Below are 20,014 nucleotides of genomic sequence, written 5' to 3'. Positions count from 1 at the left end.
TCGGTCGCTCACCGCGTCCAGTACTCCGGCGTCAAAAGCACCAGGACGGGGATGACTTCGAGCCGGCCGATCCACATCAGCGCGAACATAAAGAGCTTGCTCGCGTTCGAGAACGCGAGGTAGCTCCCCATCGGCCCGACCACGCCGAACCCCGGACCGACGTTCCCCAGCGTCGCGGCCGTCGCCGACATCACTTCCAGGACCGTGACGGCGAGGCCGACCCGGAGCGCGTCGAGGAACAGGACGCCGGAGCCGACGAAGAAGATGATCAGATACAGGAGCGTGAACGCGTAGATCCCGCGGACCGCGCGCTCGTCGAGGGCGCGACCGCCGAGTCGGACCGGGCGGACTGCGTCGGGGTGGGCGGTCGTGAACAGCTCACGACGGATCGACTTCAGGATCACGTACCACCGCACGATCTTGATCGCGCCGCCGGTCGACCCCGCGGAGCCGCCGACGAACATCCCGAAGAGCAGGACGTACTGCGCGGCCGGGCCCCACGCGTTGAAGTCCATATTCGCGTACCCCGTGGTCGTCACGATCGACGCCACCTGGAAGGCGGCATAGCGGAGCGCGGGCTCCAGCTGCCCCACGATCTCCGCGCGGAACGTCCGCAGGTACGACGCGTCGAATGTCGCCGCCGCCGGGACCGACCTGACGAGCCCGTCGCCGGTGAACAACACCGCCGTAAGGATCCCCGTCAGGACGGCGATCGTCCCGACGTAGAACCGGAACTCCGAGTCGCGGACGAGCCGCTTCGGCTCGCCGGTGAGCACGTGCCAGAACAGCGCGAAGTTCGTCCCCGCGGCGAGCATAAACGGGATGATGATCCACTGGGCGGCCGCGCTGAACGCTTCGATGCTCCGCGCCTCGGGGGAGAATCCGCCGGTCGGCATCGTCGTCAGCGCGTGCGAGACGGCGTTGTAGAACGTCATCGCCTGATCGATGCCCGCGAGGTGCAGCGAGTACAGCAGGACGATCTGGAGGACGGTCAGCCCGAGGTAGGCGCCCCACAGCGCCCGCGCGGTCTCGGCGATCCGGGGCGTGAGCTTCTCGATGCCCGGCCCGGGCGCCTCGGCGTCCATCAGCTGTGCGCCGCCGACCGAGAGCTCCGGGAGGATCGCGACCGCGAGGACGACGATCCCCATCCCGCCGAGCCACTGGGTGAGCTGGCGCCACAGCATGATCGCGCGGGTGTGCGACTCGAAGGAGATGTCGCCGAGCACGGTCGCGCCGGTCGTCGTGAAGCCGCTCATCGTCTCGAAGAGCGCGTTCGCGGGGTTCCGGAGCGTCGACTCCGGGTGGACGGGCTCGACGACCATCGGGATCCCGTGGGCCTCGATCAGGTAGGGGAGCGCGCCGACGACGGCGACCGCGAGCCACGTCGCCGCCACCATCAGAAAGCCCTCGCGCGCCCGGAGGTCGGGGTCGGGATCGAGCCGTTCGAGGCCGACGCCGACCGCGACGGTGACGAGGATCGTCCCGACGAAGGGGACGACGGTCTCGCCGTAGTACAGCGCCACGACGAGCGGGAGACACAGCGGCACCGCGAGGTACTTCAGGACGGACCCGACGAGGCTGAGGCTGGCGCGGGCGTCGACGCGGAGGTTCGGCGTCATAGTAGCGGCGCGACGTCCTCGACGACGTCGATTCCGGCGAAGACGACGACGTGATCGCCCACCTCGACGACGGTGTCGCCGCGCGGGGTGACGAACTCACGATCGCGGGTGATCGCGCCGATCACGACGCTCTCGGGGAGCTCCCGGACCGACTCGCGGATCGGCCGGCCGGCCAGCAGGCTCTCGCCGTCGACTTCCACTTCCAGCACTTCGGCCTTGTCCGATTCGATGAGCGCGACGTTCTCGGCCTCGCCCTCGCGGGTGAACCGCGTGATCTCCTCGGCGACGACGCTCCGCGGGCTCACCCCGACGTCGACGCCGACGGTCTCGAAGAGGTCCACGTACTCGTCGGCGTCGATGATCGCGACCGTGCGCTCGACGCCCATCCGGCGGGCCAGAAGCGACACGAGCAGATTCTTTTCGTCGGAGTCCAGCGCCGAGACGACGATGTCGGCCTCGCCGACGTGTTCGCGCTCCAAGAACTCGATATCGGTCGCGTCCGACTCCATCACGACCGTCTTGGGGAGGCGCTCGGCGAGCTCGCGCGCCCGCTCCGTGTCCTGTTCGATGAGCCGCGGGCTGAAGCCCCGCGATTCGAGCAGGCGCGCGACGTGGTAGCCGATCTCCGAGCCGCCGACGATGACGACCTCCTCGGCGTCTCCGGGCGACTCCTCGGGGTCGACAGAGCGCGCGAACTCCTGGACGCTCTCGGGCGAGCCGATGACGATGGCGCGGTCGCCCGGCTCGATCACGGTCTCGCCGCGGGCGATCTCGACGCAGCCGTTCCGGAGGATGGCGACGAACGTCAGCGAGTCGAAGCGGTCGGCCTCGGCGACCGTCTGGTCGGCGATGGGGCTGTCGTCGTCGACCTCGAACTCGGCCATCTGGACCTTCCCGCCGGCGAAGGGGTCGACGTCGCGGGCGGCCGGCAGGCCGATCATCCGGACGATCGATTCCGCGGCGAGCAGGTTCGTACAGACCATGAAGTCGACGCCGAAGGCGCGCTCGGAGCGCTGCCACGTCCGGAGGTACTCGGTGTTCTTCACCCGGGCGATGGTGAACGCGTCCGAGATCGCCTTCACCGTCGAGCAGACGACGATGTTGGTCTCGTCGTCGTCGGTCGAGGCGATCACCATGTCGGTCTCCTCGATGCCCGCCTCTTCGAGCGTCGCCATCGACGTCCCGTCGCCGGTCACGCCGAGGACGTCCAGCGAGTAGTTCAGTTCCTCGACGCGGTTGGCGTCGCAGTCGACGACGACCACCTCGTGCGTGTCCGCGAGGTCGGCCGCGATACTGGACCCGACCTGGCCCGCGCCGACGATGACTACGCGCACTGACGACCACCCCGATGCATTCGTATCGACTGTGCCGGGCGAGGCGGTATCCCTCTTTCGGCATCGTTCCGACGCCGGTGAGGCGGCCGAGACGCGCTCTGACGCCGGAAATCGCGCGGTTCGGCCTACGACCGCCGCTCGACCGTGAGGTCGACCGCCCGCCGGCGCCCTTCGAGGTCCTCGACGACGCGCTCGACGACGCGCTCTGCCTCGTTCGTGATCGCGGGCTTGAGCCGGTCGATCACCCACCCGAACGAGACGAACCGCGGGAGGTCGATCCCGCCCTCGTTGGCCGAGTCGGGGTCGTACGCGACCTCGAAGGAGACGCGGGTCGCCGCGTCGGTGCCCGCGGGGGCGCCCTCGGGCGCCTCGTCGAGCGCCTCGATCCACCAGCGCCCGCCGGCGTCGAGGTTCCGGACCGTCCGCCACTCGATCCGCTCCGGTCGCTCGACCTCTGTCACCTCCGACTCGACCGTATAGGTGAGCTTCCACCACGCGAAGCGCATCGCATAGCGGGTCCCGGCGCCGCCGTCGCCGCGGCGCCGCGTGACGTCCCGCAGGTGCTCGGAGTAGCGGGCGTATCTGGGAAAGTCGAGCAGGAACTCGTAGACCTCCTCGGCCGGGAGGTAGACGACGGTGCTGACGACGAGTTCGTCCACGCCCGAACCTCGGACCGCGACACGGAAAGCGTTGCGGGCGGCGCGACCGCACCGCGCACCGACCGGAACGTACTTGTCTTTCAGCATTCATATTCGAGTCGATGGTCGGGTCGACGCTCCGGGACATCCGCCGACACGTGGACGCGCTCGCCGCGCCCGAGGGGCCCTACGCCGTCGTTTGCGGCCGGACCGGCTGTGAGCTCTCGCCGGTCGCCGGCCTGCGGTTCGACGACCGCGACACGGCGGCCGAGGCGGCCGACGTGACCGCCGAGTACCGCGCGACGCTCCGGCAGTACGACCCGCAGGTGCCTTTCTACGACCCGCTCGTCCACGACGTCGAGGAGTCCCCGCCGGGCGTCGCGACGGCCGGCCGCGCCGACGAGCGCCTGCGGTACCTCTCGTTCTGCCACGACGTCGCGGGCGCGGTGCTCGAAGCCTTCTCGGACGCGGGCCTCCGCGAGGTCGAGTCGGCGGCGATGGAGACCTACCTGACGCTCGCGGAGGTCGTCGAGGACCGCGACGACTTCTGTCTCACGATGCTGTGGAGCATGACGAGCGAACTGGCCCACCGGACCGGCCGCCGGGACCAGACCGCGGTCGTCGCCTCGGCGGCGTCGTCGCTCCGCGCACCCGACGCGGCCGCGACGCTGCGACCCGACGAGGGCGTCGAGGCGACGATGACCCACCTCGACCGGGTCGGCTTCGTCGACGGCTACCGCGTCGCCCGCGCCGACGGGACGGGCTGGCGGGTCACGATCGACGACTACGCGCTCGCCGAGCGCACCGGCCGGCTCCCGACGCTCCCGATCGCGATCGCCCTCGCCCGGCGGCTCCCCGAGACGCCGTTCCGGCTGGCGGAGGCGACGCCGCTGGGCGACCGCTCCTGGCGGCTCCGCGTCGAGCCGGGTCGGGTGCCCGCGGGGCTCGCCTCCGTCGACGCCCGCGACGACGAGCAGCTCTACGACACCGACTCCGAGTACTGATTCTCTCTTTCCCTTCCGACGCCCGAGCGCCGCCGGACCGTGACACTCACGGCCTCCGGCGGCGTCTCGGCGCGTATGTCCTCTCGCGACACCGACTCCGACGCAGCGCCGACAGAGGCCCCCGACGCCGCGGACGTCCTCGTCGTCGGTGGGGGCGTCGCCGGGCTGACGGCGGCCACCTTCACCGCCCGCGCGGGCCTCGACACGCTCGTCGTCGACGCGCCCGAGAGCATCCTCGCGCGCAACGCACACCTGGAGAATATGCCGGGCTTCCCCGGCGGCGTCGACCCGCGACGCTTCCTCGATCTCCTGCGCGAGCAGGCCGACGAGAGCGGCGCCCGCCGGCGCTCCGGCCGCGTCGCCGACGTCGTCGCGAGCGGCGACGGCTTCGAGGTCCGCGTCGAGGCCGGCGACGCACCTGCCGACGACGGAGACGCAGACGCCGACGCGCCCGCGGAGTGGTCGACCCGCGCGGACGCCGTGATCGCCGCGTCGTGGTCGGACGTCTCCTACCTCGACGGCCTCGGCGTCGAGATCCGCGACGCGGGCTCGAAGCGCTACGTCGACGTCGACGAGCTGGGCCGGACGGCCGTCGAGGGCGTCTACGCCGCGGGGCGCCTCACCGAGAAGTACCACCAGGCCGTCGTCGCGGCCGGCCACGGCGCCGAGGTCGGACTGACCGTCGTCCACGACTCCGAGACGCCGTACTACAACGACTGGGTGACGCCGGAGGGCTACTTCACCGACCGGGGTCGGGAGGTCCCGCCGGGCTGTGAGGAGATCGACGCCGACGAGCGCGAGCGACGCCGGGCGGCCGCCCGCGACCGGATACGCCGGGCCTTCGAGGACCCGCACCCCGAGCCACAGCGGACGCACCCGAGCCTCGTCGAGGACGACCTGGGCCGACTGGACGAGTAGCGGGCTCGGCGGGGGGCTATCCGTCTATGCCGTCGAGTTCGATCCCGTCGCGGTACTCCTCGAAGGCGTCGTCCAGTTCGGCCTTGATCGCCTGGCGCTCCGCCTCGGTCAGTTCGCGCTTCTCCTGGGCCGCGAGGACCGCCCGCGCGAGCAGTTCGTTGTTCATCCGCATCGAGGGGTTCGCGAAGTTGCTCGACAGGTCCTGACGGTCCCGCGACATCTGGTTCCAGACGCCGCCCTCGGTGTAGAAGTACGTGAAGAGCAGCGTCCCGCCGAGGGTGACACCGATCAGCGGCCAGGCGTACTCGCCGTGGCCGTACTGTCGGAGGGTGATCGTCGCGGTCGAGAGCCCGGTCATCCCGAGCATCGCCAGGCGAACCATTCCGGAGACGCCGTCGACGCGGGCCAGCCACCGGGCGGCCAGTCTGACCCACCAGCGTTCTGCTGTCATCGCCGCGCCGTAGGCGGTCGACGGACAAAACGGGCGCGCCTCGCGGTCGGAGCGGTCGCCGGCGAAGCGGCCTCAGCCGGCCGACTGCCCCGCGGGCGTGTTCGTCTGCCGCACAGTGAGGATGAGCGTGTTCTCGTCGGCGTTCACGGCGTCGACCGTGCCCGACAGCCGCAGGCCGGTCGACGGGGTCGGTCCCACGGTCACGTGGTCGCTCTCCGAGAACCTCCGGACCGATCCCCGGAACCGCACCTCCGCGCGGCACAGGTCCGGATGGTGGACCGTGGCGAGGTCGACCTCCTCGACGTTGACGCCCTCGACGGCCCCGCCGTTCTGCTCGACCGGCACCTGAGCGGGCTCGTCCATCCGCTCGACGTCGAGCGCCTCGTAGGCGTCCGCGGTCGGTTTGTATCCGCCCTTCGGGCCGGGGATGCCCTCGACCAACTGGAGCGCGCGGAGGCTCTGCATCTGGTTCCGGATCGTCCCGGGGTTGCGGTCGATCTCGTCGGCGATCCCCTCGCCCCGGACCACCTGGTCGGAGCCGCCGTCCCGGCCGGCAACGCCGTCGCCCGGCTCCGGATGGCGCTGGCGTACCTCGCGGCCAACGCGACGGACCGGCTGGTCTGCGGGACGACGAACCGGAGCGAGCGGCTCCTCGGCTACTTCACGAAGCACGGCGACGGCGCGGCCGACCTCCTCCCGATCGGCCACCTCTACAAGACCGACGTGCGGGCGCTGGCCGAGGTCCTCGACGTGCCCGAGTTCGTCGTCGACAAAGCGCCCAGCGCGGGCTTTCTCGCCGGCCAGGTCGACGCCGACGACCTCGGGGCGCCGTACGGCGTCGTCGATTCAGTCCTGCGGCTCGGCGTCGACGAGAGGTGCGACGCCGACACCGTCGCGCGACGGCTCGACGTCGACGAGGCGACCGTGACCGACCTGCTCGACCGACACGCCGCCACCGCACACAAGCGAGGCACGTCCCCGACGCCGACCGACCCGCGCGGCGCCTGAGGCGGACCGACACGCCGGTCCGGCGACGGCCGCCGAAGAGCGGGGAGTTTTATTCGCCGCCCCCGAATCGAGGAGCGATGCTGGAGGGTGTCAACGTCGCGCTCGGCGTCTCGGGGAGCATCGCCGCCGTGAAGGTGGTCGAACTCGCCCACGAACTGCGGCGGCAGGGGGCGTCGGTCCGCGGCGTGATGACCGAGAGCGCGCGGGGCATCGTCCACCCCTGGGCGGTCGAGTTCGCGACCGACAACGACGTCGTGACCGAGATCACGGGCCTGGTCGAACACGTCGAGCTCTGCGGCCGCGACGGCTGGGCCGACGTGTTGCTGATCGCGCCCGCGACGGCCAACACCGTCGGCAAGATCGCCGGCGCCGTCGACGACACGCCGGTGACGACCTGTGCGACCACCGCGCTGGGCGCGGACGTGCCCGTCGTGATCGCGCCCGCGATGCACGAGCCGATGTACGACCACCCCGGCGTGCTCGATGCCATCGACCGCGTGTCGTCCTGGGGCGTCGACTTCGTCGACCCGCGGATCGAAGAGGGGAAGGCGAAGATCGCGACCGAGGCGGCGATGGTCACCGCGACCGCCCGCGCGACCGCCGAGCAGTCCCTCGCCGGCCGCCACGTCGTCGTGACCTCGGGCGCGACCGCCGAGGCGATCGATCCCGTGCGGATTCTCACGAACCGCGCGTCGGGCAAGACCGGCCGCGCGGTCGCGCGCGCCTGTCACGTCCGCGGCGCCGACGTCACGCTCGTCCACCCCGGCGGCGACGTCCACTACGCCGACGCCGTGACGGTCGAGTCCGCCGCTGAGATGCGCGACGCCGTCCTCGAATCAGTCGACGCCGATACCGACGCCGTCGTCTCCGCGGCCGCGATCTCGGATTACACCGTCGACCGGGCCGACGAGAAGCTCCGCTCGGGCGAGGAGCGGACGCTCGAACTCCGCCCGACGCCGAAGCTTCTGGACGACGTCCGCGAGGCCCACCCGGACCTGCCGATCGTCGGGTTCAAGGCCGAGACGTCGGGCGACGACGCGGAGATGACCGAGGCGGCGCGGGGGATCCGCGACCGCGTCGGCCTCGCCTTTGTCGTCGCCAACGACGCCTCCGTGATGGGCGACGACGAGACGCGGACGCTGTTCGTCGACGGCGACGACGCGGTCGAGTTCTCGGGGACGAAGACCGAACTCGGCGGCGCGATCGCTGACCGGATCGCCGAGGTGCTCCCGGAGTAAAAAGCCCCCGTCCAGGCCTACAGCAGGCCGACGAGCGTCGCGGTCAGCACCGCGGCCACGAGCAGCACGCTCGTCGCGATCGTCGCCCGGAGGCTCCCCTCGCGGAGCGACTCGCTGTCGCGGCCCATCACGGCGACGGCCGGCCCGCGGATCGTCCCGTAGGGGTCGGACGCGGCGGCGAGCGCGGCGTTCGTGGCCGCGACGACCGCGCGGTCGACGGCGGCGAACAGGCCCGTGGTCCCCCGGACGAGGCCGCGCATCCCGTAGAAGGTCGCGGGCTCGATCACGACGTCGACGTCGACGCCGTTGCCGATCTTCGAGAGCGGCTTCTTCAGGAGCGCGAAGCCGACGACGCCCAGGGCGGCGAGCAGGAAGCCCTCGCCGAGGTGGCTCAGCGTGAACGGGTGGGCGTCGGCGGTGCTGCCGGGCAGCAGCAGGAACAGCGCGTCGGGGTAGAGCCCCAGGATCACACAGAGCGCGGCGACGCCGAGCATCGCGACGCGCTGGCCCGTCGCCGACTGCCGGAGCGTCCAGTTGCCCGTCCCCGACCGGAGGAAGGCGTAGTAGCCGAACTTGATGAAGGACATGAACGTCCCGACGCCCGCCGCGAGCAGGATGTAGAAGATCCCGTCGAGGTGCTCCTCGTGGGCGGCGGCGGTGATCATCCCCTTGCTGACGAAGCCGTTGAAGCCGGGGAAGCCGCTGATCGAAAGCGCCGCGACGGTGAAGGCCAGCGCCGTCACAGGCAGCGCCCGGCCCAGGCCGCCGAGGTACTTCAGGCTCTGCTCGTCGGTCCGCGCGATGACGACGCCCGCGGTCATGAAGAGCAGCGCCTTGTAGAGGATGTGATTGAACACGTGGGCGAACGCGCCCGCGGTCGCCAGGGCCGTCCCGACGCCGACGCCGGCGACCATATAGCCGACCTGCGACTGGATGTGGTACGACAGCAGGCGACGCATGTCGTTCTGGAGCAGGGCGTACAGCACGCCCACGAGCGCCATCGCCGCGCCCATGTACGCGATCGCGAGGTTGCCGTCGGGGAACGCCCGCGCGAGGCCGTAGACGCCCGTCTTGGTCGTGTACACCGACAGGAAGACGCTGGCGGCGACGTGCGGGCGCGGGTAGGTGTCCGGCAGCCAGGTGTGCAGGCCGACGAAGCCGACGTTGACGCCGATGCCGACCGCCGCCAGGACGGCCGGGATCCCGGCGCTCATTCCCGCGCTGGCGCTGAACAGGAACGAGCCGACCTCGACGTAGTGCCAGACGATCGCCGCCATCAGGAGGCTGCCGCCGAGGCCGTGGTAGACCGCGTACCGGAAGCCCGCGCGGACGGCCTCGCCGCCGTAGTCCCACACGAGCAGGGTGCTCGTGACAGCCATCAGCTCCCAGAAGAAGATCATCGTGAGCCAGTCGCCGGCGAAGACCGCGCCGACGCTGGTGCCGACGTAGCCCAGCGCGAACGCCGTCTGGCGGTTCGTCGCCTCCGACGAGTAGGAGTACAGCACCGCCGCGGCGCCGATCAGCCCGAAGATGACGCCCATCAGTCGCGAGAGCGTGTCGACGTTGAGCAGCACCGCGTCGAAGCCGAGGAACGAGACCGGGAGGTAGACGCCCGCCGGCACGAGCAGCGACCACAGCGAGACGCCGCCGGTCGCGACGACGCCGAGCGCGTGGCCGAGCCGCCGCGAGAGGAAGGGCATCACGATCGCGACCGCGAGGATCACGAGCGCCGGCGGCAGGACCGTCGGCAGGTCGACCGTCGGGAGCGAGCCCGCCGGCTCCGACGCCAGGAGCGTCGTCGCCGTCGCGGGCGTGGTGGCGAGTCCGCTCATCAGAACGCCACCCCCGTTGCGTTCGCGACGACGCGCTGGATCAGCGCGAGGAACACCATCGCCTTCGGCGCGATGCCGAGCGCGATGGCGCCCGCCGCGACGACGGTGATCGGCCCGAGCATGAACCACGTGCTCTCCTCGCCGAAGCCGCGGCGCTCCCAGCCGGAGGCCGGCGGGCCGCCGTGGTCCACGTGGTGGTCGTCGGCGCCGGCCTCCGTGATCGACATCTCCCCGCCCGCGGAGTCGTCGGCGCCGTCTATGGCGCCGTCGCTCCCGTCGTCGCGGAGGTGATCGCTCGGGTACCGGTCGACGGCGTACTCGCCGTCTTCGACCCGCGCGCCGACCTCGACTTGACCCTCGCTCTCGGAGGGCTCGACGTCGGGGTCGACCTCGGGCTCGATCCGCTCGGCGGTGTTGATCGGCACCTCGTCGTGCTCTGCTTCCGGACCGGCGGGGTCGGGTCCGTCCGCGGCCTCAACGTCGCCGCCGTCGTCGTGTTCGTCCTCCTCGGGTCGTTCGCCGCCGTCCGTGCGGACGCGGCGCCCGCCCATCGGGAACTCCACGAGCGGCTTCGCGTCGCTGTCCTCCGGCGTCTGGAAGAACGCCTGGTAGACGATCGGCCAGAAGTAGCCGATGTTGAGCAGCCCCGAGACGAGCAGGACGCCCGCGAAGACCGCCGTCCCGTTGTCGAGGCTCCCGATCAGGAGGTACCACTTGCTCACGAAGCCCGCGACGAGCGGCAGGCCCGCCATCCCGACGCTCGCGACCGCGAAGGCCGCCATCGTCACGGGCATCCGCTTTCCGATCCCGGCCATCTCGCTGATGTCGTCGGTGTGGGTCTCGACGTGGATCGCGCCCGCACAGAAGAACAGGGTGAGCTTCATAAAGGCGTGCGCGGGGATGTGGAGCAGCCCGCCGACGAGCGCCGCGGGCGACAGCAGGCCCAGCCCCAGGACGATATACGACAGCTGGCTGATCGTCGAGTACGCCAGCCGGCGCTTGAGGTTGTCCTGCCGGAGCGCGATCACGCTCGCGACGACGATCGTGATCGCCGCGACCGTCGCCAGCGGCAGGCCGACGCCGAGGTCCGCGACGGTCTGCGGGCCGAAGACGTCCAGCACCACCCGCGCGATGCCGAACACGCCGCTCTTGACGACCGCGACGGCGTGTAAGAGCCCGGAGACGGGCGTCGGCGCCACCATCGCGTCGGGGAGCCACGAGTGGACGGGGATGAGCGCCGCCTTCACGCCGAAGCCGCCGGCGAGCAGCGCAAACGCCGCCCGCGCGAGGACGGGATCGGCGCTCGCGATCTCGGCGATGCCGCCGGGCGTGAACGCGACCGTGCCGGTCGTCCAGAAGACCAACACGGTCCCCGCCAGCACCGCGACGCCGCCGCCGAAGGTGTAGGTGAGGTACTTCCGGCCCGCCTTCCGCGCGGTGTCGCTCTCGTCGTGGGCGACGAGCGGGTAGGTCGCGACCGTCAGGAGCTCGTAGAAGACGTACAGCGCGACGAGGTTCGACGCGAACGCGACGCCGAGCGCCGAGCCGACGCTGCCCGCGAACGCCGCGAAGTACCGCGTCTGGGAGTGCTCGTCGAGGCCGCGCATATAGCCGATGCTGTAGAAGCTCGTGACGAGCCACAGCCCGCTCGCCAGGAGCGCGAAGACCATCCCGAGCGGGTCCGCGCTGAGCGCGAGGTCGATCCCGGGCACGAACGTCCCCAGCCGGGTGACGTGGGTCGTCCCCGCGAGCGTCGGCGGGACGAGGCTGGCGACGGTGCCGAACGTCGCGAGCGCGGTGAGGATGGTGAAGCCCTCGCGGACGTCGGGTCTGCGGTGCGATGCGACGATAGCCAACACGCCGACCGCGGGGAGCAGCACCGCCGCGAGCGGCCTGAGAGATTCGATCTCCATCAGAAGTACACCTCCAGCACGGGCTCGAAGACGTCGATCAGCTCGACCGCGAACAGGCCGAGGACCACGGCGGCGACCGCGGCGCCGACGACGATGGCGCGCGCCGTCGGCGGGACCGAGCCGGCCGCCGCCTCCGCATCCGCGTCGACCGTCTCATCGGCCGCCGACTCGCTCGCTGCCCCGCCGTCTGCGGCCAGCGTGTCGTCGCCGCCGTCCGCAACTTCGCCCGCGACCTCCTCGGCCGGCGCGGGCGCGTCGCGGAAGTACATCCGTTCGACGACCCGCGCGAAGTACGCGAGCGTCAGGAGCGTGCTCACCACAGCGACGAGCGCGACGCCCCAGCGGCCGCCCTCGACCGCGCCGAGGACGATGTGCCACTTCCCGGCGAAGCCGATCGCCGGCGGCACGCCGACCAGCGCGAACGCCAGGACCGCGAAGGCGGCGCTGGTCAGCGGCGCGCGGTCGGCGACGCCGGCGAGGTCGTCGACGGTGCGGCCGCCCGCGACGCTCGCGAGCGCGCCCACGCCGACGAACAGCCCGGCCTTCATCACCGCGTGGCCGACGAGGTGGACGAGCCCGCCGGTCACCGCGGTGGAATTGGCGACCGCGAAGCCGGCGATCACGAGGCCGAACTGCGCGACCGAGGAGTAGGCCAGCATCCGCTTGAGGTCGGACTGGAGGACCGCCAGCACGGAGCCGACGACGACGCTCACCGACGCCAGGACGACGAGCGCGTCGAGCGCGAACGGCACGGCGGCGTCGAAGGCGGGCGTGAACACGGCGTAGACGATCCGGAACAGCGCGTAGGCGGCCGCCGTCGACACGAGCGCCGAGATGTACGCGGTGACGCTGTGGGGCGACTCGGCGTAGGCGCCGGGCTGCCAGGTGTGGAGCGGGAAGAGCGCGGCCTTGACCGCGAGGCCGACGACGAGCAGGGCGAATCCCGTGAGGACCAGCGGCGAGCCGTAGCCGGCCTCCGGGAGCTGCGTCGACAGGTCGGCCATGTTCAGCGTCCCCGTCGCGATGTAGAGGTAGCCGACGCCCAGGAGGTACAGCGACGCGCCGATGGTTCCCACGAGCAGGTACTTCAGGCTCGCGAGCGCCGCGGCGGGGTCGTCGCCGGTCGCGACCAGCGCGTACGTCGCCAGCCCCGTGATCTCGATGAACACGTAGAGGTTGAACACGTCGCCGGTGACGAAGACGCCCGAGATCCCCGCGGTCAGGAGGAGCAGTTCGCTGTAGAAGCTGTTCGAGTGCGGCCCGGCCGTCCGCGCGTAGGCGACGACCGCGACGGTCACGACGGAGGTCAGGACCACGAGCGTCGCGCTGACGCCGTCGGCGACGAGTTCGATCCCGAACGGGGGCGCGTAGTCCCCGACCGCGTAGGTGAACGACCCGGTGGCGAACACTTTCGCGGCGACAGCAAGCGACAGCCCGAGATGGACGAGCGCCGCGACCGCGGCCGTCGCCCAGCCGACGCGGTCCCAGCGGCGGCCGAACGCCACCGGCACCAGCGCGAGCAGGATCGGCACGGCCACGAGCAGGGCGACGGCGTCAGTCATCGAGCTGCACCTCCCGGATGGCCTCCTCGTCGAGCGTCCCGTAGGCGTTGTAGATCCGCACGACGAGTGCCAGCGCGACGGCGGTCAGGCTGACGCCGACGACGATGGCGGTCAGGATGAGCACGTGCGGCAGCGGGCTCACGAACGTCTCGGCGCCGTGGCCGTGGACGACGGGCGGCGAGCCGCCCCGGATGTAGCCGCTCGTGACGAAAAAGAGGAAGATCCCGACCTGGAAGACGTTGAGACCGATGATTTTCTTCACGAGGTTCGAGCTGGCGGTGACGCCGTACAGGCCGATACCGACGAGCGCCACGTACACGAGGTAGTTGTAGTGGGTCGCGAGCAGGTCGATCACGCGCGCTCACCCCCCTCGCTGTCGGCCTCGGTCTCGACAGCCTCGCCGGCGACGACGAAGTCGCCCCGCGCGAGGCTGAAGAAGAGGCTGACGAGGACGGCCGAGACGATGGCGCCGATCCCGAGCTCGACGAGCTCGATGCCGTACTTGACGCCGTGGGTCCCGAGCCCGTACGCCTCGTACTCCAGGAAGGCGCCGCCGCCGACCACCGCGCCGAGGCCGATGAGCGCGAAGGTCGCGCCTCCGACCGCGATCGCGGCCTGGGCGAGCGGGCCCTCCAGCCACGCGCGCGTGGGCTCGATCCCGAACGCGAACGCCAGCAGGAGGACGGCGGAGGCGACGATGACGCCGCCCTGGAAGCCCCCGCCCGCGGACTCGGCCCCGTGGAACATCACGTAGAGTCCGAAGGTGAATACGAACGGGACGACGACGCGGACGGTCGTCATGATGATCGTACTCTCGACGTAGGTTCTGTCAGGATCTCCGCTCATACGTAGGCCTCCTGTCGCAGGACGAGAAGCACCGCGAGCCCGGCGGCGATCACCACCGTCGCCTCGCCGAGGGTGTCGAACCCGCGGTAGGCCGCGAGCACGGCGGTCACGACGTTCTCGACGCCGGTCTCGGGGTAGGCGTTCTCCAGGTAGTACTCGGTGATCCGCGAGGTCGCGACCGGCGAGGTCGGCGAGCCGACCGCCGGCAGCGACCGCACGGTCGTCAGGAGCGTCCCCGCCAGGACGACGACCACCGCGACCGAGCGCCACTCGATCGGCTCGAAGAGGCGCTCGCCGCCCGGCCGGACCGTCTTCGCGATCGTCACCAGGAAGAGGACGGTCGTGATCCCGGCGCCCACGGCGGCCTCGGTCAGCGCGACGTCGGGGGCGGCCAGGAGAAGCCACGCGACGGCGATGCCGAAGCTGAACGCCGCGAAGGCGATGATCGCGTTGAGGACGTCCCGGAGGAAGATCGCCGCCAGCGCGGTCAGCACCGAGAAGGTGAGGACGACCGCGAGCTCGGCCGTGACTGCGCTCACTCGTCTCCCTCCCGTGTCCAGGGGGCGATCCCCTGGTCGTATGCGGCGCGGGTGATCGCGTGTGCGGCGGTCGGGTTCGTCACGAACAGGAACAGCCCCAGGAGGACCGTCTTCGCCACCGCGAGGTCGGCGCCGAAGACCAGCGCGACCCCGCTCAGCGTGAGCAGGATCCCCAGGGTGTCGCTCTTGGACGTCGCGTGCGCACGGGTGTAGAGGTCCGGCAGGCGGACGATCCCGACGACCGCGACGAACGCGAAGAACGTCCCGGCGGCGACGAGCGCGACGACCAGTATCTCGGTCGGCGTCATCTCAGATCACCCCGCCCCGCTCGACGGTGAACTTCGAGATGGCGATGCTCATGAGGAAGTTCAACATCCCGTAGACGAGCGCCACGTCGAGGTAGCCCGGCCGGTCGAGCGCCGCGGCCAGGAGCGCGAGGACGACGACCGCGTTCGTCCCGATCCCGTTGACCGCGATGACCCGATCCTGCATCGTCGGGCCCGCGACGATCCGGTAGACGAGCACGACGGCGAAGACGACGAACGCGGCCGCGGCGGCCAAAAGCACCGTCTGGAGCAGTCCCGAGACGGCCATCAGTCGTCCTCCTCCGGCGCGGCGTCTGTCGCGTCGGCGGCCGGCGCCGGATCGATCTGCTCGTCGGTCGCGACGGAGTCGGACGTGCCGTCGTCCGCATTCGATTCGACGACCGAGATGCTCCCGCGTTCGGTCGGCGTCGGGATGCGGGCGCCCGAGCGGCCGTAGAAGACGAACCGGACCGCCCGTTCGAGCCCGCCGGCGGCGAGGTCGTCGCGGGCGGAGCCGGTCAGCGTGTGGATGTCGAGCCCCTCGCGGCCGACGTCGACCGTGAGCGTCCCCGGCGTCAGCGTGATGCTGTTCGCGAGCGTCGTCACGGGGAGCCCGCCCCACACGCCCGCTCGGAACCGTCGCATCTCGGGGTCGATCGGCAGGTCCGGATGAAGAATGATGTACGCGATCGAGAGGTTCGCCTTCGTGATCTCCCAGACGAGGTAGGGCACGAAAAGCGCCATCCGGGCGATCCGGACGCCCGTCCGCCTCGGCGACGGGGAGAGCACGAAGGCGACGTTGGAGAACGCGATCGTCGCGAGCAGCGCCGTCAGCCCGCCCGTCGCGAGATCGAACGGCGACAGCGACCCGGCGACGACGAGATAGAAGGCGAACGTGGCGCCGAAGGTCGCGACGCCCTTCCCGAGAGTCGTTCGCGAGACGAGCCGGCTCCGGGCGGTCGGCCGACCGCCGGGCGCCTCCTCGACAGAGAGCGGCGACCGCGCGAGTTCGACCTCGAAGGGCCGGAGCATCGGGGCGCTCCCGCCGGGCCGGAACTCCGGATCGACGACGACCCGATCGAGGTCGTGCCGGCGCCCGTACTCGGCGACGATCGCCGCGAAGTCGCCGGGGCTGAACAGGTAGCGGTCGGCGCCGATGACCGCGGTGTCGATCTCGACCGGGAGCCCGCTCTCGCCCTCCCCGTCGTAGTCGAGGTCCTCTTCGGCCCAGACGGTCACGCGGTCCAGGAGATCGGTCGCGCTCTCGGTGTCGTCGGCGGAGCCGCCGTCGACGAGGCGCCACCGCGCGGGGTACACGAAGTGGACGACCGCCGATTCGCCGCTCCCCTCGGCCGCCTCCCGGGCCTCTCGGACGGCGTATGCGACCGTGTTCCGAACGGTCGAGGACTCGCCGACGGGCACGAGGATCCGCGGGCTACTGGCCGCCATCAGCCACCACCTGCCTGTGATACCGGCCGCCGCCTCCAGTCGGTCACGCGACTCATACGTTACCGTACCGTTATTAAGGGGGTCAAATACGTCTTCCGCTCCGCCGTCACGCCGCCGTAGACACGATCTCTGGACGAACGTTCGAGCCTCGCCCACACGCGATCTCTTCGTCCACTTTCCCGCGACCGGCATATGGGAATTGTTATCTCACATCCGAGTACCTTTATATTGATATCGATCGTATACTATAGTATGAATATTCAGAAATTATTCACAGAGGATCGAGCCGTCTCGCCGGTCATCGGGGTCATCCTGATGGTCGCGATCACGGTCATCCTCGCGGCCGTCATCGGGACGTTCGTCCTGAACCTCGGTCAGGGGCTCCAGCAGACGGCGCCCCAGGCGAGCTTTAGCTTCGACTACACTGACGACACGAACGTGACGATCACCCACGAGAGCGGCGACTCCATCGACGCTGCCCAACTGAACACGACCGGACTGGAGGTCGGCTCCGTCGAGTGGGAGGGCCACAACGGCCTGACCGGGACAGTCTCGGCTGGGACGAGCGCGGAGTTCAACAACACCGTTCCCTGGAGCGGCGAGACCGTCCGCGTCGTCTGGAAGTCCGCCGACGGATCGGCCTCGGCGACCCTGAGCCAGTCGACCGCCCCGACGGTCTGATCGCCGACTGACGTTTTTTCGGCTCCCGAGTTCTCGTCGGCCCGAGACAGTCGTTGGCGTAGCCCGTGGGTCGCCCTTGCCACGAGCGCGCGAACCGCCAGTTTTTATCTCCGACCCGCAGAATCGTCGATATGGATCAACTGCGGCAGTCGCTCCTCGAAGCCCCGATCATCGAGAAGGGAGACTACGAGTACTTCGTCCACCCCATCAGCGACGGCGTCCCGATGCTCCGCCCGGAGCTCCTGCGGGAGATCGTGATCAAGATCATCCGGAAGGCCGAGATCGACAACGTCGACAAGATCGTCACCCCGGCCGCGATGGGCATCCACATCTCCACGGCGGTCTCTTTGATGACCGACATCCCCCTCGTCGTCATCCGCAAGCGCCAGTACGGCCTCGACGGCGAAGAGCCGCTGAGCCAGCAGACGGGCTACTCCGAGAACGAGATGTACATCAACGACGTCGACCCGGGCGACCGCGTGCTCGTCCTCGACGACGTGCTCTCGACGGGCGGGACGATGCGGGCGGTGCTCGATGCCCTGGACACCATCGGCGCCGAGATCGTCGACACCGTCGCCGTGATCAAGAAGGCGGGCCCGAACGAACTCGACGACAGCGACCACCACGTCAAGACGCTGATCAACGTCCGCGTCGAGGACGGCGAGGTCGTCATAGTCGACGCGCACGGCGACGACTGAGCCCGACACCGAGCGGCGCCGACATAAGTCAGTAAATCTACAGAATACGGGCGTCTGTGGGGGTGATCGATGGCTATTTCCGCAGATAGGCGCACGTTCGTCGTATGTCATCCGGTAGCGATTCGGACCGCCGCGGACCGATCGCGCTCGCGTCGCGGTCCCGGCGATCCTTTCTCCATCTACTCGGTCTTGGGGGCGCGGCGTCGCTCGCGGGGTGTAGCGCGCCGCAGGGGACCGGACCGAGCGACGGGGCCGACTACGTCGACGGCACCTCGACCGGCGCCCAGACGCTGAACTTCCTCAGCGTCGACGACGTCCCCTCCTCGAACCGGATCCAGCTGACGCTCGACGGCGCCTACGCCGTCACGCCCGACCAGGAGATCTTCCCGCTGTGGGCCGACATCTCGACGGACGACGGCCGCGTGTACACCGTAGAGCTCCGCGACAATCTCCGCTGGGGCGGAGACTACGGGTCGATGACGGCCGAAGACTGGGTGTATATGATCACCGAGGTCTTCCAGGCGGAGCCGAACTGGGCGGGGTACCCGAACCCAGGCGACTGGCGGCGCGGCGGCGAGCCGATCCCCGTCGAGAAGACGGGCGCGCGCTCGTTCGAGATCCGCCTGCCGGAGCCGGACCCGGCGTTCCCGCTCCGGCCGATTATGTGGGGCGCCTACTGTATGCCCAAGGAGCTCATCCAGCGGTACCGTCCCGACGGCGACCAGGAGGGCCTCGCACAGGACGAGGCGGTCCAGACGCTCGCGTACGCCGGCAACCTCGGCCCCTACACCTTCGAGCGCTGGGACCGCGGTTCGGCGTTCGTCGCCACCCGCAACGACGACTACTACCTGCGCGAGGCCGACGACGTGCCCGACGAGTGGCAGAACGCCCCGTATTTCGACTCCTACACCCACCGGGTCGTCCCCGAGGAGAGCACCCGCCTCTCGGCGCTTCGATCGGGCGAACTGACCGCCACCGAGATCCCGGAATCGCGCGTCGAGCAGTTCGAGGGCCTGGAGGACGTCGACGTCAAGGTGTTCCCGCAGGCGTTTATGACCTCGCTGATCTACAATCAGCGCGCCAACGGCTCCTTCTACGAGGCGTTCCGGAAGCCCGCGGTCCGACGCGCGCTCGCGTACGCCGTCGACAAAAAGCGGATCGTCGAGGACGTCCTCCGCGGGTACGCGACGGTCGCCCACACCTTCCAGCCGACGTTCTCGAAGTGGTACTCCGACGAGCGGGTCCGCGAACTCGGCGTCGGCGACGCGTACAGCCACGAGCGCGCCCGGGAGCTCCTCCGCGCGAACCTCGGCTCGACGCCGTACCGCTACGAGGGCGACCGCGTCGTCGACGGCGACGGCGAGCCCGTGTCGCTGGACCTGGTATTCGCGCAGGGCTCGCAGGCCGTCGAGACGACCGCCGAGCTCGTCGCCCAGGAGTACGACGCCGTCGGCATCGACGTCGAACTGTCCGCGAAGCAGTACGGGGCCATCGTCGAACAGCACCTCTACAACAGCTGGCAGGGCGAGGGCGACCCGCCGTGGAACGCCGGTCCCTACAACGGCGGCCCCCGCGACCGGTCGCTGAGCTCGCGGCCCTGGGATATGCTCCTGGGAATCACGTTCAACACCTATCCCCGGACGCCGTCGTCGATCCGGGGCTTCGTGGTCAGGCGCGGCGGAACGAACTTCTACGGCTACTACCCCGAGACGGACTTCGCGTCGCTGTTCGAGACGGCCTCGACGACGGTCGACGAGAGCGAGCGCCGCGCGGCGCTGTCGGAGATCTTCGGTGCGCTCTCGGTCGAACAGCCGTTCAATTTCCTGAATATGGGCGTCGAGATCGTCGGCTTCGACGCCGACGTCCGCGGCCCCGAGGAGGTCTTCGGCTACACGTGGGACCGGAACACGTGGCGGCTCGACGGAGCGTGAGCGGCTGCGGGTCCGCTGGCGGGCGCCCCCGATCGAACCGGACGACAC

At 70.3% G+C, this 20,014-nt stretch carries 18 protein-coding genes and 3 pseudogenes; 7 read left to right on the top strand and 14 right to left on the bottom strand.

Annotated features, from left to right (window positions below; genetic code table 11):
* Positions 1-8 precede the first annotated feature (8 nt).
* From ACQUQ0_RS14910 to ACQUQ0_RS14900, 3 genes and pseudogenes are all read right to left on the bottom strand, one after another.
* A complete protein-coding gene (locus tag ACQUQ0_RS14910) occupies positions 9-1,619 on the bottom strand; it encodes a TrkH family potassium uptake protein (RefSeq protein WP_435186222.1) in 1,611 nt (536 codons plus the stop codon).
* Positions 1,616-3,085 (bottom strand): annotated as a pseudogene (gene trkA, locus ACQUQ0_RS14905) (Trk system potassium transporter TrkA); the annotation flags it as partial. The pseudogene trkA and the gene ACQUQ0_RS14910, both read right to left, overlap by 4 nt.
* Positions 3,079-3,612, bottom strand: coding sequence for a type II toxin-antitoxin system RatA family toxin (locus ACQUQ0_RS14900; protein ID WP_435186220.1), 534 nt, complete (start codon positions 3,610-3,612; stop codon positions 3,079-3,081). The gene ACQUQ0_RS14900 and the pseudogene trkA, both read right to left, overlap by 7 nt.
* Positions 3,613-3,713: 101 nt before the next feature.
* On the opposite strand from ACQUQ0_RS14900, the gene ACQUQ0_RS14895 reads away from it, so the two are divergent.
* The gene (locus ACQUQ0_RS14895; protein ID WP_435186219.1) at positions 3,714-4,595 is read left to right on the top strand and encodes a DUF7551 domain-containing protein; all 882 of its coding nucleotides are present in this window, start codon (positions 3,714-3,716) and stop codon (positions 4,593-4,595) included.
* Positions 4,596-4,670: 75 nt separating this feature from the next.
* A complete protein-coding gene (locus tag ACQUQ0_RS14890; protein ID WP_435186217.1) occupies positions 4,671-5,513 on the top strand; it encodes an FAD-binding protein in 843 nt (280 codons plus the stop codon).
* Positions 5,514-5,529: 16 nt separating this feature from the next.
* Here ACQUQ0_RS14890 and ACQUQ0_RS14885 read toward each other — a convergent pair whose 3' ends face one another.
* Positions 5,530-5,964: a hypothetical protein gene (locus tag ACQUQ0_RS14885; RefSeq protein WP_435186215.1), complete on the bottom strand. Its 435-nt coding sequence runs from the start codon at positions 5,962-5,964 to the stop codon at positions 5,530-5,532.
* Between the two features lie 72 nt (positions 5,965-6,036).
* Positions 6,037-6,501, bottom strand: a pseudogene (locus ACQUQ0_RS14880) (TrmB family transcriptional regulator); the annotation flags it as partial.
* Between ACQUQ0_RS14880 and nadE the strand changes: the two are divergent.
* Positions 6,478-6,972: pseudogene (gene nadE / locus ACQUQ0_RS14875) on the top strand (NAD(+) synthase); the annotation flags it as partial. The pseudogenes ACQUQ0_RS14880 and nadE sit on opposite strands and share 24 nt — an antisense overlap.
* A gap of 77 nt (positions 6,973-7,049) precedes the next feature.
* On the top strand, positions 7,050-8,210 hold the full coding sequence (gene coaBC, locus ACQUQ0_RS14870; protein ID WP_435186213.1) for a bifunctional phosphopantothenoylcysteine decarboxylase/phosphopantothenate--cysteine ligase CoaBC: 1,161 nt from the start codon (positions 7,050-7,052) through the stop codon (positions 8,208-8,210).
* 17 nt (positions 8,211-8,227) lie between these two features.
* Here the strand turns inward: coaBC and ACQUQ0_RS14865 are convergent, their stop codons facing one another.
* The 9 genes from ACQUQ0_RS14865 to ACQUQ0_RS14825 all read right to left on the bottom strand — a co-directional run bounded on the left by ACQUQ0_RS14865 (position 8,228) and on the right by ACQUQ0_RS14825 (position 16,656).
* A complete protein-coding gene (locus tag ACQUQ0_RS14865; protein WP_435186330.1) occupies positions 8,228-9,910 on the bottom strand; it encodes a Na(+)/H(+) antiporter subunit D in 1,683 nt (560 codons plus the stop codon).
* Positions 9,911-10,041: 131 nt separating this feature from the next.
* A complete protein-coding gene (locus ACQUQ0_RS14860; protein ID WP_435186212.1) occupies positions 10,042-11,955 on the bottom strand; it encodes a proton-conducting transporter transmembrane domain-containing protein in 1,914 nt (637 codons plus the stop codon).
* Positions 11,955-13,517: a monovalent cation/H+ antiporter subunit D family protein gene (locus tag ACQUQ0_RS14855; protein WP_435186210.1), complete on the bottom strand. Its 1,563-nt coding sequence runs from the start codon at positions 13,515-13,517 to the stop codon at positions 11,955-11,957. Before ACQUQ0_RS14855 ends, ACQUQ0_RS14860 begins: the two co-directional genes overlap by 1 nt.
* On the bottom strand, positions 13,510-13,872 hold the full coding sequence (locus ACQUQ0_RS14850; protein WP_435186208.1) for a cation:proton antiporter subunit C: 363 nt from the start codon (positions 13,870-13,872) through the stop codon (positions 13,510-13,512). Before ACQUQ0_RS14850 ends, ACQUQ0_RS14855 begins: the two co-directional genes overlap by 8 nt.
* Positions 13,869-14,363, bottom strand: coding sequence for an MnhB domain-containing protein (locus tag ACQUQ0_RS14845; protein WP_435186205.1), 495 nt, complete (start codon positions 14,361-14,363; stop codon positions 13,869-13,871). Before ACQUQ0_RS14845 ends, ACQUQ0_RS14850 begins: the two co-directional genes overlap by 4 nt.
* Positions 14,360-14,902, bottom strand: coding sequence for a DUF4040 domain-containing protein (locus ACQUQ0_RS14840; protein WP_435186203.1), 543 nt, complete (start codon positions 14,900-14,902; stop codon positions 14,360-14,362). The genes ACQUQ0_RS14845 and ACQUQ0_RS14840 overlap by 4 nt, the downstream gene beginning before the upstream one ends.
* Positions 14,899-15,210: a monovalent cation/H(+) antiporter subunit G gene (mnhG, locus tag ACQUQ0_RS14835; RefSeq protein WP_435186202.1), complete on the bottom strand. Its 312-nt coding sequence runs from the start codon at positions 15,208-15,210 to the stop codon at positions 14,899-14,901. The genes ACQUQ0_RS14840 and mnhG overlap by 4 nt, the downstream gene beginning before the upstream one ends.
* Position 15,211: 1 nt before the next feature.
* Positions 15,212-15,496 (bottom strand): cation:proton antiporter, encoded by a 285-nt coding sequence (locus ACQUQ0_RS14830; protein WP_372387892.1) that lies wholly within the window; start codon positions 15,494-15,496, stop codon positions 15,212-15,214.
* Positions 15,496-16,656 carry a monovalent cation/H+ antiporter subunit E gene (locus tag ACQUQ0_RS14825; RefSeq protein ID WP_435186201.1) on the bottom strand — a complete coding sequence of 387 codons (1,161 nt, stop codon included), beginning with the start codon at positions 16,654-16,656 and terminating at the stop codon, positions 15,496-15,498. The genes ACQUQ0_RS14830 and ACQUQ0_RS14825 overlap by 1 nt, the downstream gene beginning before the upstream one ends.
* A 252-nt stretch (positions 16,657-16,908) precedes the next feature.
* On the opposite strand from ACQUQ0_RS14825, the gene ACQUQ0_RS14820 reads away from it, so the two are divergent.
* The 3 genes from ACQUQ0_RS14820 (at position 16,909) to ACQUQ0_RS14810 (ending at position 19,966) form a co-directional block, all read left to right on the top strand.
* Complete coding sequence (locus ACQUQ0_RS14820) at positions 16,909-17,337, top strand: type IV pilin (RefSeq protein WP_435186199.1); 429 nt, start codon at positions 16,909-16,911, stop codon at positions 17,335-17,337.
* Between the two features lie 131 nt (positions 17,338-17,468).
* On the top strand, positions 17,469-18,035 hold the full coding sequence (hpt, locus tag ACQUQ0_RS14815; RefSeq protein WP_435186197.1) for a hypoxanthine/guanine phosphoribosyltransferase: 567 nt from the start codon (positions 17,469-17,471) through the stop codon (positions 18,033-18,035).
* A 104-nt stretch (positions 18,036-18,139) separates the two neighbouring features.
* Positions 18,140-19,966 carry an ABC transporter substrate-binding protein gene (locus ACQUQ0_RS14810; RefSeq protein WP_435186195.1) on the top strand — a complete coding sequence of 609 codons (1,827 nt, stop codon included), beginning with the start codon at positions 18,140-18,142 and terminating at the stop codon, positions 19,964-19,966.
* The last annotated feature ends 48 nt before the right edge of the window (positions 19,967-20,014 follow it).

The organism is Halobellus sp. EA9 (assembly GCF_051195055.1).
Lineage (GTDB): Archaea > Halobacteriota > Halobacteria > Halobacteriales > Haloferacaceae > Haloquadratum > Haloquadratum rubicundus.
This window is presented reverse-complemented; position numbering and strand designations above follow the sequence as displayed.